This is a genomic window from Rhodococcus sp. A14 (assembly GCF_011603105.1).
Lineage (GTDB): Bacteria > Actinomycetota > Actinomycetes > Mycobacteriales > Mycobacteriaceae > Rhodococcus_F > Rhodococcus_F opacus.
The window spans coordinates 25,753-39,188 of record NZ_JAAOQS010000005.1 but is presented as its reverse complement, the minus strand read 5'-3'; the positions used below and the strand labels follow the sequence as shown (position 1 = coordinate 39,188).

Annotated in this window: 11 protein-coding genes; 3 read left to right on the top strand and 8 right to left on the bottom strand. The window is 66.8% G+C overall.

Features of this window, described 5'->3' with window-relative positions:
- Nucleotides 1-24 precede the first annotated feature (24 nt).
- A complete protein-coding gene (locus G9373_RS04465; RefSeq protein ID WP_005254033.1) occupies nt 25-1,770 on the bottom strand; it encodes an aldehyde dehydrogenase family protein in 1,746 nt (581 codons plus the stop codon).
- Nucleotides 1,771-1,968: 198 nt separating this feature from the next.
- Between G9373_RS04465 and G9373_RS04460 the strand changes: the two genes are divergently transcribed.
- Nucleotides 1,969-3,150 (top strand): helix-turn-helix domain-containing protein, encoded by a 1,182-nt coding sequence (locus G9373_RS04460; RefSeq protein WP_167114075.1) that lies wholly within the window; start codon nt 1,969-1,971, stop codon nt 3,148-3,150.
- Nucleotides 3,151-3,177: 27 nt separating this feature from the next.
- On the opposite strand, the gene G9373_RS04455 is transcribed toward G9373_RS04460, so the two are convergent.
- On the bottom strand, nt 3,178-3,975 hold the full coding sequence (locus tag G9373_RS04455) for a carbon-nitrogen hydrolase family protein (protein WP_167114072.1): 798 nt from the start codon (nt 3,973-3,975) through the stop codon (nt 3,178-3,180).
- 43 nt (nt 3,976-4,018) lie between these two features.
- On the opposite strand from G9373_RS04455, the gene G9373_RS04450 reads away from it, so the two are divergent.
- Complete coding sequence (locus G9373_RS04450; protein ID WP_166680620.1) at nt 4,019-4,690, top strand: GntR family transcriptional regulator; 672 nt, start codon at nt 4,019-4,021, stop codon at nt 4,688-4,690.
- On the opposite strand, the gene G9373_RS04445 is transcribed toward G9373_RS04450, so the two are convergent.
- A complete protein-coding gene (locus G9373_RS04445; protein ID WP_005570205.1) occupies nt 4,662-6,032 on the bottom strand; it encodes an MFS transporter in 1,371 nt (456 codons plus the stop codon). The genes G9373_RS04450 and G9373_RS04445 overlap by 29 nt on opposite strands.
- Before the next feature lie 200 nt (nt 6,033-6,232).
- On the opposite strand from G9373_RS04445, the gene G9373_RS04440 reads away from it, so the two are divergent.
- Complete coding sequence (locus G9373_RS04440) at nt 6,233-6,922, top strand: DUF2848 domain-containing protein (RefSeq protein ID WP_005254038.1); 690 nt, start codon at nt 6,233-6,235, stop codon at nt 6,920-6,922.
- A 106-nt stretch (nt 6,923-7,028) separates the two neighbouring features.
- Here G9373_RS04440 and G9373_RS04435 read toward each other — a convergent pair whose 3' ends face one another.
- From G9373_RS04435 to G9373_RS04415, 5 genes are read right to left on the bottom strand one after another with little or no spacing between them, the layout of a single operon-like run.
- Nucleotides 7,029-8,225: an acetyl-CoA C-acetyltransferase gene (locus G9373_RS04435; RefSeq protein WP_167114069.1), complete on the bottom strand. Its 1,197-nt coding sequence runs from the start codon at nt 8,223-8,225 to the stop codon at nt 7,029-7,031.
- Nucleotides 8,222-9,016, bottom strand: coding sequence for an enoyl-CoA hydratase-related protein (locus G9373_RS04430; RefSeq protein ID WP_005254040.1), 795 nt, complete (start codon nt 9,014-9,016; stop codon nt 8,222-8,224). Before G9373_RS04430 ends, G9373_RS04435 begins: the two co-directional genes overlap by 4 nt.
- Nucleotides 9,009-10,403, bottom strand: a complete 1,395-nt coding sequence (locus G9373_RS04425) for an MFS transporter (RefSeq protein ID WP_005254041.1) — start codon at nt 10,401-10,403, stop codon at nt 9,009-9,011. Before G9373_RS04425 ends, G9373_RS04430 begins: the two co-directional genes overlap by 8 nt.
- A 43-nt stretch (nt 10,404-10,446) precedes the next feature.
- Nucleotides 10,447-11,196 carry a 3-oxoacyl-ACP reductase FabG gene (gene fabG / locus G9373_RS04420; protein WP_167114066.1) on the bottom strand — a complete coding sequence of 250 codons (750 nt, stop codon included), beginning with the start codon at nt 11,194-11,196 and terminating at the stop codon, nt 10,447-10,449.
- 40 nt (nt 11,197-11,236) lie between these two features.
- A complete protein-coding gene (locus G9373_RS04415) occupies nt 11,237-13,360 on the bottom strand; it encodes an acetate--CoA ligase family protein (protein ID WP_167114063.1) in 2,124 nt (707 codons plus the stop codon).
- Nucleotides 13,361-13,436 lie beyond the last annotated feature (76 nt).

Here is a 13,436-nt window from a genome sequence, read left to right as displayed (position 1 = left end):
TGAGGGATAGAGGACACGCAGCCCTCATCCACGCAGCGCGGACGCGAAGATCGCCGGCAGCCGGGTCCATGAGGGTGCACCGGCAAATCCTGTCAGCAATCGGCCTGTCGTGGCGGCGGTTCGGTTGGTGACGAACCACGGGGGTTTGGGCGAGATGGACATCTCACGGTTCAGGATCGACCGCGGCGACGGACGGAACGGGCCTCGGACGACGGTGCGCTCCGGCCGGTCGATGAGCAGGGCGTTGTGCACCACGCCGATGCCGCTCTGGACGTCGTTGAGGGTGTGGCCGGGGAAGGCTCCCCAGGTCGCGGTGGCGGTGAGGTACCCGACGCCGGTCCACGCGTTCACGGCGATGGTTCCGTAGCGGAGGCTCTCGAGCAGTGAGTCGAACTCCGCGCCCAGCTCGCGGATGGTCTGCGGGGCGGCGACGATGTTGACCCCGAGGGTGCCGATGAAGTCCTCGTTCACGAGGTCCGCGGCGTGTGCCGCGAACTCGGCGCCGCCGTGGGGAAGGTCGATCACGCCGAGCACCGGGGCGAAGTACTCGGTCTGCAGGAGCGGGGCATATGCGCCGGGCTCAAGATCGGTGACCAGGACGCGTCCGCCGTTCTCGCCCAGGCGTGCGGCGGTGGGGAACGACGCTTTGGCGCCGGCGACCCGGGAGTCGCTGCCGGGGTAGTACGCGGCGCGGTCCGGTGCCGTGTCGAGGGCCTCCTTCAGGGCTGCGACGAACTCGTCGCGCTGCTTCCACTCGGACGACACGACCACCGCCTGCGCCGCGACACAGTTGTAGCCGCCGTTGTGGAGTCGTTGCGTCGCAATGTGTTCGGCCTGGAACTTGATGTCGGCGCGGCTCCATTCACCGGGCAGCACGATGGTGGGGGACACACCGCCGAGTTCACTGGAGATGGCCTTGCCGAGGATCGGCTCGTTCGCAGCCTTGCGCCGCGCGCCCTCCTCGCCGGTCCCGAACACGATCGCGTCGTGGGTGAGCGCGCTGCCCGTCATGTGCACGTGGTCGACGAGGTCGTGGTGCACCAGATACGTCCCGACCTCCGCGCCGCCGGTCAGCAACCGGACCGCGCCGATCGAGATGAGCGGTTCCAGGACACGTGTCAGCACGGGCAGCAGGCGGTCGGTGATGGGGTTGAGCTTGAGCGCGACGACGCGGTTGTGCGCGATCAGTTCGTACAGGGTGTCGAGCGGGGCGATCGAGGTGATGTTGCCGGCGCCCAGGACGACGCCGATGCCCTGTGTCCGCGACGGGTCACGCTGGGCGAGGCCGGCGTCGCGCTGTGCCGTCGCACGATCGATTCCCGGCTGCAACCACACGTCCGCGCTGAATCCGCTGAGCAGCAGCTTGTCGAAGATGTTCAGGGGCAGCGCCTTGACCGTGGTGCGGCCGCCGGGGGCCGTGCCGAATGTGGCACCGTCCAGCGGGCTGGTTCCGGCCTCGAGTTTCGCCAGGCTCGCGGACAGCGCCGCGGTGCCGGTGGCCAGCGGGTACGGTCCGGACATCCATTCCTCGCCGACCAGCGGCGACTTCGGGTCCAGGCCCTTGATCGCGACCGCGGCGTCCACCCAGTCGGCGGCGTGCTGCACGGTGAGGTCGTGCACCGTGTCGAGAAGTTTCCTGCGATCGGCGAGGGAGAGGTCGGCCCAGGTCTTCTCGCCCTCGGCGAGGTCGGCGAGGGCCGCGTCGACGTCCGGATGTGGGGAAGTCGCGCCGGGGGTGTTGGAGGTGGCCTCGGGTTCTGAAGTGCTCACTGTGGACAGCTCCGCTCGGGTCGAGTGCATGAAGGACCGCGCCGCAGAAAGGACAAACTACTGTGGCGTAGATTACTGATTCTCGTCCCAGTTCCGGGCGCCGCGCCATAGGCAGCGGCTGTCAATGTGAACATCCGGGCTATGCCGTCGCACAAAAAGGGTATGGCGCGGACCACGCCCGGTGGATAGTCTTGCCGGATGACTGTCAGCTCGGATGTCGCGCCGTCGCCCACCGATCTTCTGGGATCGATGCTGGAGTCCGTGGACCAGTTGTCCGAGGAACTCGTCTCGCGCATCCTGTCGGCCGAGCACGGCTACGTGGAGGCGACCCTCCTCACCCCCGAGCAGTTGTACGCGGCGTGCGTCGACAATCTGACGGCGATGCTGGGCAACCTCGCGGGTAGCGCTCCGGTACGGCTCGAGGCGGCGCGTGCGGCCGGACAGTTGAAGGCCGAACAGGGTGTGCCGCTCGCGGCATTGCTCCACGCGTTCCGGCTCGGCGGCCGCCTGATCTGGGACGAACTGATGGACCGCTCGGAGGGTCGCGCCACCAACGCCCTGCTCGACATGGCCGCCCAGGTGTGGGCGCTCGTGGACGTCTACTCGGACAGCGCCGCGGAGGCATACCGGGAGACCGCCGACCTGCGCGCCCGTGAGGACGCCGAGTCGCGCGGTCGGCTGATCAGAACGCTGTTCGGTGACCACACCGCCAACCCGGCCGGCGCCGCCGACGCGCTCCGCACGTTCCGGATTCCGGAGAACAGCACCTTCCTCGTCGTGTCCGTGGAAGCGGCGGCGTCCCCGTCCGCCGCGGACGTCGTCCAGTCGGACCTTCGCGGTGTGGGTGTCGACTCGGTGTGGGACACGGAGGTCGACGGCCGGATCGGACTGCTGTGGGCGGCCACCGCCGAGGTGCTCGAATCCGCGCTGGACCTCCTCGGCCGCACCGGTCACGGATGGATCGGGGTCAGCTCGGTGTTCGGACGTCCCGGCGGGACGGGACGGGCCGTCGAGCAGGCACGGATCGCCCGTCGCTGCGCCGGACACGGCGGATGCACCGTCACCCGCTACGAGTCGGTGCCGGTGTCGCTGCTGCTGGTCAGCGTGCCCGACGCCGGCAAGCTCGCATCGAACCAGATCCTCGGACCGGTGCTGGCCCTACCCGCCGAGGAACAGGAGAGTCTGCTCGTCACCCTCGACGCGTGGTTCTCCTGTCGCGGCTCCACCACCGCGGCGGCCACCCAGTTGCACTACCACCGCAACACCGTCCTGTACCGGCTGCGCAGGATCCACACCCTCACGGGACGCGATTTCTCCGATCCCATCGACGCCGCCGAACTGTACGTCGGTCTGCGGGCGCATCAGCTGCTCGGACGGTAACCGCGCCGATCGCGCGACCCGGGTGTATCAGAACTGCCGATTGGCGAGGACCGGCAATGCCTTTCGCACCTGCGCGACGACGTCCGTGTCGATGTCCACCGTGAGCATCCCCGGGCCCGAGTCGAGTTGGCCCAGAACAGCTCCCGTGGGTGATACGACGATGCTGTGCCCGACGCCGAGCGGCGTCGTGCCGTGGACTTCCTCGCCGGATGCTGCCGGGTCGGCCTGATCGCAGGCAGCGATGAACGTCGTGGAGTCGAGGGCGCGTGCCCGGGCGAGGAGTGTCCACTGGTCGACCTTGCCGGGGCCGCTGCCCCAGGACGCGGCGACCACGGTCAGGTCCGCACCGCGATCGGCGAGCGTTTGGAAGAGCCCGGGAAAGCGGATGTCGTAACAGGTGGCGATGCCGACTCCGACGCCGTCGACGGTCACGACGAGCGGCTCGGTTCCCGGTGCGACCGTGTCGGATTCTGCGAACCCGAAGGCGTCGTAGAGATGAATCTTGTCGTAGTGCGTGTCGACGCCGCCGCCGGTGACGAGCAGTGTGTTGCGGACCCTGCCGTCGTCGGAGGGGGTGAACATACCGGCGACCACGGTGACGCCGGCTCGGGCGGCGCACTCGCGGACGGCGTCGGCCCACGGCCCGTCGAGCGGTTGCGCGACGTGGGTGAGCGGTCCGCCGAACCGTTGCATGGCGGCCTCGGGAAACACCACCAGACGCGATCCCGCGTCCACGGCGGCCGCCACCTGCTTGTCGATCACTGCCAGGTTGGCCTCGGGGTCCGTCGAACTGGTGATCTGGGCGAGGCTGATGCGTAGCGTCACTATATTGCTCCTAGCTGCTGGTGATGTGGTGTATACATGTTGTATGCAAGAAATGGGTGGGACCGAGGGTCCAGCTGTCGAGTTGTCGGGTCGAGAGAAGGCCTATCTGTACGTCAGGGATCAGGTGCTGACGTCGCCGGCGGCAACCGGTTCCTTTCTCAACGAGCAGGAACTCGCGACGCGGGTCGGCGTGTCCCGCACTCCCGTTCGTGAGGCGCTGCTCATGCTTCAGGCGGAGGGCCTCGTCGAAATGGTGCCCAAGCGCGGGGCGCACGTCCCCGCGATGTCGGGCCGGCAGATCGCGGAACTGATGGAGTTGCGCGGTGTCCTCGAACGTCACGCCGCCAGCCGCGCCCTGGAGGAGGGGCGGGTACCCCTCGAAGTGATGCGTTCGGCGCTGGCGGAGCAGGAAGCGTTCGCGACCGATCCGAGCGCAGAAGCGGCCCGTGCCTTCATCGACTGGGATGGCCGTTTCCATCAGTTCCTCATCGATGCGGCCGGGAGCGAGTTGCTGTCGCGCACCTACTCCGGACTCCGGGCGCGCCAGCTCCGTGTCGGTCTGACGGCGCTCTTCAGTGCGCCCGATCGGCAACATCGGGTGTGCGCCGAGCACCAGGCCATCATCGACGCGCTCGAAGCCGGCGACGAGAGCCTGGTGCACGAGAAGATCAACACTCATCTCGAGGTTACGCTTCAGATTCTCTTGCGTGCCTAGCGTTCTCGCTGGCCAGTAGTGCGTAGTGCTCGTCCTCGGTCGGGTCGGGGTTGCGCCCCAGCGCGAGACCGATCAGGGTCAGCACTCCGACGATCAGCACGTAGACGGCGATCGGCACCCAGCTGTCGGTCCTGCTCAGCAGGTAGGTGAAGATCAGCGGTGCCATCGCACCGCCGAACACGCCGGCAATCGTGTAGGCGAGTGAACTGCCGGTCGAGCGCAAGGCGACCGTGAACTGTTCGGTGACGAACGCCGCCTGGGGTCCGTACATGAACGAGTGGAACGCGAGCCCGACGACCACCCCGACGATGAGCAGCGGGAATGAGCCGCCACCGATGACGAGGAAGAAGAGGGCGCTCCAAACGACACCGCCGACAGCGGCGACGGCATAGACCAGGCGGCGGTTGATGCGATCCGAAAGTGCCCCGGCAAGGGGGATCAGGCCCAGCTGGAATGCCGAGCCGACCAGGATTGCGGTGAGTACTTCGCCACGCTCGAAGCCGAGTTCACGGGTGCCGTACGTGATCGCGAAGACCGTGAAGAGTGCGTAGATCACGTCCGGGGCGATACGCGACAGGATCGCGGCGACGAGTGGCCGGGTCTGCTTTGTGAGTACGTCGCGGATGGGGGCTTCGGCGCGGTCGCCGGACTCCTGCAGGGCCTTGAAGACAGGGGTGTCTTCGAGCTTCAGGCGAATCCACAGGCCGAAGCCGACGAGTAGCGCGGACAGAAGGAAGGCGAGACGCCATCCCCAGGACTCGAATTGGGCCTCGGTCATGGAGATGGTGAGGAGGGCGAGCGCTCCGTTGGCCATCAGGTTGCCTGCGGGAGGTCCTATTTGAGCTGCGGATGACCAGAAGCCGCGTTGGCGTGGGTTGCCGTATTCGCTCGACAGGAGGACGGCGCCGCCCCACTCTCCGCCGACCGCCACGCCCTGCGCGAACCGCAGGATCACGAGAATGGCGGGTGCCGCGATACCGATACGGTCGTAGCCGGGAAGCAGGCCGATCGCGAAGGTCGTCACACCGATCAGGAGCAGGGTGATCACCAGCAGTTGTTTGCGTCCGATGACGTCGCCGAGGCGTCCGAAGACGAACCCTCCGATCGGCCGCGCCACGTAGCCGACGGCGTAGGTGGAGAACGCGAGCAAGGTTCCCGTGAGGGGGTCGCTGTCCGGGAAGAATATCTGCGGAAAGATCAGGGCGGCCGCCGCCGAGTAGACCGCGAAGTCGTACCACTCCAATGCGGTACCCGTGAGACTGGCGGCGAAAGCTTTCGCCAGTCCCTTCCTGTCTACGGGTGCCGACCTGCCGGCATCGACGGAGGTGGACTCTCCGATCATGACAACTCCTTGTGGGTTGAATTCTGGTCCCGCACGGCCCGGTTCTTCTGTGGTTCAGCTCACCGCTGCCGTTGTACTAGACATATACTTGCTGTATACAAGACGTATGCGCAAGCCCTCGGCGCAGAAAAACCAAGAAAGTAACAAAACGCCCTGATCTCGAGAGGGAACCGGGGCCAGAACTTCAGGAGACTCTCCAAATGTCGCAGCTCACGTTCACCCTGCCGGACGGCACCGTCGACACCGTTGAGGTCACCACCCTCCTCAACGCCGGTTATGCCGGACGCAACCAGGAAGAGGTTGCGTCGCACATCGCCGAACTTGCAGAACTGGGCGTACCGGCGCCTACGACCATCCCTGCGATGTACCCCATCTCGCCCTACCTTGCGCAGCAGACCACCGAGGTCTTCGTCCAGCACGACCGGACCTCCGGAGAGGCCGAGTGGGCCCTGGTGATCACCGAGGACGACGTACTGCTGACCGTCGCCTGCGACCACACCGACCGCGACCTCGAGGTACACAGCGTGGCGTGGAGCAAGAACGCCGCACCCGACGTTCTCGGGTCCCGCGCCTGGCGGTTGTCGGATATCGCCGACCGCCTCGACGACATCACCCTGTCGGCATGGGTCGGCGAAGGCGACGGCGAACCGTCCACCCTGATCCAGACCGGGACGCTCGCCGACCTGCTCGCACCGAAGTACTGGCTCGACGTCCTTCGCGAGAGGGGACTGCACACGCCGGGCACCGTTCTCGTGTCGGGGACGATCTCGATGCGGCACGGCGTGAACCAGTTCGCCGACTCCTGGAAGGTCGCTCTGCGTGATCCGTCCACCGGTGACGAAATCAGCTGCAGCTACCGAACAGTCCGGATGCCGCAGCCGATCGGCTGATCGAGGGGCGAGTTCGCCGAGACCCGGCGCGCATCGTCGATCCGGGGCGAGACCGTGAAGCTGTCCCCGGTATGCGCGCCGAGTTCAGGACGACGAGCGCGAATGCTCACGCGGATTCGAAGACGGCGGCGATGCCCTGCCCGCCGCCGATGCACATCGTTTCCAGTCCGTAGCGTCCGCCGCGACGCTTCAGTTCGTGGAGCAGTGTTGTCATGATCCGGGAACCGGTGGCGCCGACGGGGTGGCCGAGGGAGATTCCGGAGCCGTTGACGTTGACCTTCGACTCGTCTTCGTACCCGAAGCCCTGCAGCACGGCGAGGACCTGAACTGCGAAGGCCTCGTTGACTTCGACGAGGTCCATGTCGCCGAATCCCAGTCCGAGTCTTCGGAACAGCTTCCGCACCGCCGGGACCGGGCCGATTCCCATTTCGGCGGGTTCGCATCCGACGGCTGCCCACCCGTGCAGGAAGCCGAGAGGTTCGAGATCGAGCCGGCCCAGCTGATCCTCGGCGACCACGAGACACGCCGCGGCGGCATCGTTCTGCTGGCAGGCGTTGCCTGCCGTGACGGTGCCGTTCGGCATGACGGTGCGCAGCGTCGCGAGCTTCTCGACGCTCGAGTCGGCCCGGATTCCCTCGTCTCGGTCGAAGATCACGGGCTCGGCTCTGCGCTGCGGAACCTTGATCGGCACGACCTCGTCCGTGAAGCGTCCCTCGTGCCACGCGGCGGCGGCACGGTGATGACTCTGAGCGGCGAAGGCGTCGGCGGACTCGCGGGAGATGCCGTATCCGGTCGCGAGGTTCTCCACCGTCTCGATCATCCCGGAGATGTAGCCGAATCGTTCGACGGGCTGAGACCGTTCCCGGCCGCGGTCGAGGCGGTCGTGCAGTTTCACCGTTCCCTGACGGGAACCCCAGCGCATGTCGGTGGTGTAGAACTCGACGTTGCTCATGCATTCGACGCCGCCGGCCATCACCACGTCTGCGGCGCCGCTCTGCACCATCATGGCCGCGGTGGCGATCGACTGCAGGCCGCCACCACATCGGCGGTCCAGCTGCATTCCGGCGACGTCGACGGGGAAGCCCGCCTGTAGCGCGATCCAGCGTCCGACGCACGGTGTCTCACTGTTCGCATACGACTGCGCGAACACCATGTCCTCGATCAGTGCGGGGTCTATGCCGCTGCGCTCGACCACGGCTGTGGCCACCGCGGCACCGAGATCCTCCACGGTGACGTTCTTCAGGGCACCGCCGAAGGCGCCGATGGCGGTCCGGGACGGGGCGACGATCGCGGCTCTTCTCATGAGTGCTCCTGAATTCGAAAATCGGGGGTCGTCTTGGCGAAGAAGGCACGCACCCCTTCGCGGCATTCGGGGGAACTGAACACACGGTCGCTCGCGGTCAGGGATTTCTGCACGAGCTGATCCTCGTCCAGGTCGCCGGCCGCATTGATCACCGATTTGCACAGCTCCAGAGCGAAAGCGGGTCGACGGGTGAGGATCCCGGCCCAGCGCCGCGCCTCGGCAAGTGCGGTGCCCCGGGGAACCACAGCGTCGACCAGACCCCAGTCGAGTGCGGTCGGGGCATCGATCGGGTCACCGAAGAACATCATCCGCTTGGCACGGCCGATCCCGATCCGCCGTGTGGTGCGGAACGTTCCGCCGCTGCTCGGGAAGACCCCGAGCTTGATCTCCGGTAGCGCCAGCGAGACGTGTTCCTCGGCGATCAACAGGTCGCAGCAGCAGGCGATTTCGAGTCCGCCGCCGAGGGTGAGACCGCCCAGGGCCGCCACCGTGGGCTTCGGGAAGTGTGCGAGGAACTGGAAGATCTCATTCTGCCGTCGCAGCTTCTTCTCCACCACCTGGCCCGGTTCCATCATCTCGTGGAACTCGGAGATGTCTGATCCGGCGCAGAACGCCCGGCTTCCGGCACCGGTCACGACGACGGCGCGCACCGTGTCGTCGATCGCGAGGGCGTCGAGGCGGTCGCCGAGCTGCCGTGTCAATTCCAGGGTCACGACGTTGAGCGGTGGATTGTCGAGGGTCAGTATCGCGACACCGTTCTCGATCGTGAGATGCACGTGCACGTCAGGCATGGCGGACTCCGTTCCGATCCGGAGTCAACTCGACTCGGGTGATCTTGCCCATGATGAACAGGAAGCTGCAGACCGCCAGTGCCGCACTGACACCGACGAAGATCAGCGCTCCGTCGTACGAGCCGGTGGTGTCGACGATGTAGCCGATGGCGATCGGGGTGGTGATACCCGCGGCATTCGCGAATGTGTTGAACAGGCCGCCCGACAGTCCGGCCGCCTCCTTGGGGGAGGTGTCCGAGACGATGGTCCAGCCCAGGCTGCCGAGTCCCTTGCCGAAGAACGCCAGCACCATGAAGAGGATGACGACGGTCTGCGAAGTGGTGAAGTTGCACAGGACGATGACGGTCGACAGCGTGAGACCGGTGATGATCGGAATCTTGCGGGCCCATGTGAGGGACACGCCCCGGGTGAGCAGGCGGTCCGACAGGACTCCGCCGAGGATCCCGCCCAGGAAGCCGAAGATCGCGGGGATGGACGCGGCGAGTCCGGCGTCGAGCAGGGGCATGCCGAGTTCCTCGATGAGGTAGATCGGGAACCAGGTGAGAAAGAAGTACACGATGGTGGTGATGAAGAATTGGCCGGCATACAGCCCGAGCATCATCCGGCTGCCGAGGAGCTGACGAATCGCTTCCCAGGTGTTGATTTTCGGGGCGTCCGGTGCCGAACTCGCCTCCTCGATGTCGACCAGCGCACCGCCGTCGGCGATGTACTCGATTTCGGCGTCGTTGGCCATTCTGTGCTTGCGTGGCTGGTCGTAGAACTTCAGCCACACTGCGCTCAGCGCCATGCCGATGGCGCCCATGACGAGGTACGCGGAGTGCCATCCGTGCGCGTGCGTGAGCCACGCCATGAACGGGGTGAACACCACCGCCGCCGCGTACTGAGACGAATTGAAGATGGCGGACGCGGTGGCCCGTTCGGACGACGGGAACCAGGTGGCTACCACGCGGCCATTAGACGGGTAGGCGGGCCCCTCCGCGATGCCGACACCGATGCGCAGGGCGAACAGCGCGGCGACCGCGGCGCCGAGCCCCATGAGCGGGACGAAGCCCTGCAGCAGGGTGAAGAGTGACCAGACGAAGATGCTGATGGCATACATCCGCTTGGCGCCGAAGCGGTCGACGAGCCGTCCGCCGGGGATCTGCGCCAGCATGTACGCCCACGCGAACGCGGAGAACAGGTAGCCGAGGGTGATGGCGCTGATACCGAGATCGGCCTTGATCTCGGTGCCGGTGATCGACAGGATCGCACGGTCGGCGTTGTTGAGTGTCGACACGATGAAGAGCAGTGCGACGATCAGGAAGCGGATTCTGGTGCGGCCGGGTGGGGGTGCGTCGGTGTGGCGCGTGCGGCTCGCCGAACTGGGGTGGGTCTCCGAGAGGGGCATGGTGTCTCCGAGGTCGAGGGGTGGGGGAGGAAGTCGAGTCGGGTCAGCCGAACCGGCCGCCGGTCACGTGCAGCGTTTCGCCGCTGACGAAGCTCGCGCGTTCGGACGCGAGGAAGGCGACGGCGTCGGCGATGTCCTCGGGCGTCCCCACGCGGCGCAGGGGTGTGCTCTCGATCGCCTTGTCCTTGATCTTCTCGAAGTGTCCGAGCGAGCGGACCGCCTCCGTGGCAACGAAACCGGGCGCGACGGCGTTCACGGTGATTCCGAACCGGCCCTCTTCGAGTGCGAGTGCGCGGGTGAGCCCGAGGAGGCCGGCCTTCGCGCTGGCGTAGTTGGCCTGACCGGGGTTGCCGAAGTGGGCGCGTGAGGAGATGTTGACGATCCGGCGCCACCGCTGCTCGATCAGATACGGCATGACCGATTTGCAGGTGAAGTAGGCGCCTTTGAGGATTACGTCGACGACGTCGTCCCAGTCGCTTTCGCTCATCTTGGTGAGAACGCCGTCGCGCGGAAACCCGGCGTTGTTGACCAGGATGTGGATTCCGCCGAAGCGGTCGACTGTCTCCACGACCAGAGCGTCGACGTCGGTGGACTTGGTGATGTCGCCGCGGATGCTGTGCGCGCTGTGGCCCTGCGCGACGATGTCCTTGGCGGTCAGTGCCGCTGCCTCCCCGTCGATGTCGGTGACGACGACGTGCGCGCCCTCCGCGGCGAGCCTTCGGGCGGTGGCTTCGCCGAGTCCGCGGGCCGAGCCGGTGACGATGGCGACCTTGCCGGTCAGTTCCAGATCCATGGGATTGCTCCTGCCTTCGTTGTCGGGGTGATGCCTGTGATCACGAGGTGGTCCGCACCGTGATCAGTGCGTCGAGGGCGAGCGCGCCGCGGCCCTCCTCGAGAACCAGCACCGGGTTGAGGTCGAGGGAGTCGAGTTGGTCGGCGTGGGTGACGGCGAACCTCGACACGGCGACCAGGAGGTCCGCGAGCGCGTCGACATCCGCGTGGGCAGCACCGCGAAACCCCGTGAGAAGGGGATAACCCTTGATCTCCCGGATCAGATTCACAGCTTCGGCGTGGTCGAGTTCACCGACGCGGAACGCGACGTCGCGGAACAATTCGGCCTGCATGCCACCGAGCCCGAACATGACGGTGGGGCCGAAGGCGGGATCGTTGGTCACGCCCACGATGGTTTCGACACCCTTCGGGCACATCACGCCGAGGAGCACACCCTCGATGCGGGCACCGGGCACCGCTGCGTTCGCGCGTTCGAGAAGCGTCAGATAAGCCGCGCTCGCCTGGGCCTCGTCCTCGACGTCGAGGATGACACCGCCGATCTCCGTCTTGTGTGCGATGTCGGGCGAGACGATCTTCATGACCAGGGGGAAACCGAGATCGGCGGCCGCCTTCGCGACGTCGTCGGGGTGGGTGACCACGGTCGAGGCGGGGAAGGGGATGCCGGCGTCGGCCAGGATCTGCTGGGCGGCGTGTTCCGACAGCGGATCGCTACCGAGAGGGGCTCGCGTGGTTCGCTTTCGGTCACGGCGAACGACCGGCGTGTCGAAATGCTCGGCGAAGTACGCGAGTGCGCTCAACGCGGTGACGGCCCGTTCGGAGTCGTCGAAGACGAGGAAGCCGTCGCGCTCGTACGCCCGGACCACCTCGGTGCGCGCCTCCATGCACAGTGCCGTCGGCCGGTCGAGGAATTCGCTCGTCCCGGCGCCGATGGCCTTGCGGATCTCCTCGCCGTAGGTGGGGGAGTCGGGGAGCATGGTGAACGATCCGATGATGCTGTCGTAGCCGCCGTCGGAGTACATGACGTCGAACGTCTTGGTGATGAGACTCATGTCGTTGAGCCAGCCGGCGGTGGTGTCGCAGGGATTGTTGTCGCTGCCCATCGGATTGAGCTCGCGGAGCTTCGCCCGCCCCGATTCCGCGAGAGGAGTGACATCGAGCCCGCCGCGTTCGGCGGCGTCGCACAACTGCACGCCGAAACCACCGGACACGGTGATTATCCCGAGGCTGCGCCCCGTCGGGAAGCGTCCGCGGTCGGCTGCGTACGCGACATCGACCTGTTCCTGTGTGGTCTGCGCCCGGTACACCCCGTACTGCCTGCAGAGGGCGTCGAATACCGCGTCGGTTCCCGCGAGGCTCGCGGTGTGGGACTGTGCGGCGGTTGCGCCGGCGGCGGACTGGCCGACCTTCATGAACACCACCGGCTTGCGGTGATCGTGTGCGGCCTGCAGGGCGGCACGAAAGGTCTCGCCGTCACGGACGCCCTCCGCGTACGCCAGGATCACGCTGACGTCGTCCTGCAGGGCGAGCCAGTGGATGCAGTCGGCGACGTCGGTGCCCGCCTCGTTGCCGGTGGACACCCAATAGCCGACGCCGATTCCGCGCTTCTCGCACAGGTACGCGAGATGCCCGCCGTAGGCACCGCTCTGGCTGACGATGGCCGCGCCGCCGGGGGTCGGCAGAGCCGTGTCGAAGGCGCTGCTGAATGTGCCCGCGAATCCACTGTCGGTGTGAAGCAGGCCGAGACAGTTGGGGCCGAACAGCCGGATGTCGCCCGCCGCCGCGATCGCGGCGAGCCGGCCCTGGAGCGCACCGCCGTCGGACCCGGTCTCGGCGAACCCCGCGGCGTAGACGACTGCCGCGCCGACGCCCTGTTCCAAGCACTCGGTGAGGGCGCCCTCGAGCAGCCGGGACGGAAGGGCGATCAATGCGATGTCCGGTGTCTGGGGGACGTCGGCGAGTGCGGCGTACGCGCGGAGGCCCTGCACTGTCTCGCGGCGGTTGTTGACCGGATAGATGGCGCCGCGGTATCCCGCGCGGATCAGGTAGTGCAGCGCGCGTCCGGAGATGCGGGTCGCATCGTCGGAGGCGCCGATGACCGCGACGGATCGGGGGCGGAACGCCTTCTCGAAATTGGCGAGTGCGGGCACTGGTTTCTCAGGTGGCATGGGTGGCCTCCGTGGTGATGGTGGGCATGATTGCTCGAAGACTGTTGTCTGAGTCACAGTGCTTCCCGGCACCTGT

Coding starts and splice junctions, on each gene's coding strand:
- G9373_RS04460 (WP_167114075.1), top strand. CDS start 1,969: ATGACTGTCAGCTCGGATGTCGCGCCGTCGCCCACCGATCTTCTGGGA.
- G9373_RS04450 (WP_166680620.1), top strand. CDS start 4,019: ATGCAAGAAATGGGTGGGACCGAGGGTCCAGCTGTCGAGTTGTCGGGT.
- G9373_RS04445 (WP_005570205.1), bottom strand. CDS start 6,032: ATGATCGGAGAGTCCACCTCCGTCGATGCCGGCAGGTCGGCACCCGTA.
- G9373_RS04440 (WP_005254038.1), top strand. CDS start 6,233: ATGTCGCAGCTCACGTTCACCCTGCCGGACGGCACCGTCGACACCGTT.
- G9373_RS04435 (WP_167114069.1), bottom strand. CDS start 8,225: ATGAGAAGAGCCGCGATCGTCGCCCCGTCCCGGACCGCCATCGGCGCC.
- G9373_RS04430 (WP_005254040.1), bottom strand. CDS start 9,016: ATGCCTGACGTGCACGTGCATCTCACGATCGAGAACGGTGTCGCGATA.
- G9373_RS04425 (WP_005254041.1), bottom strand. CDS start 10,403: ATGCCCCTCTCGGAGACCCACCCCAGTTCGGCGAGCCGCACGCGCCAC.
- fabG (WP_167114066.1), bottom strand. CDS start 11,196: ATGGATCTGGAACTGACCGGCAAGGTCGCCATCGTCACCGGCTCGGCC.
- G9373_RS04415 (WP_167114063.1), bottom strand. CDS start 13,360: ATGCCACCTGAGAAACCAGTGCCCGCACTCGCCAATTTCGAGAAGGCG.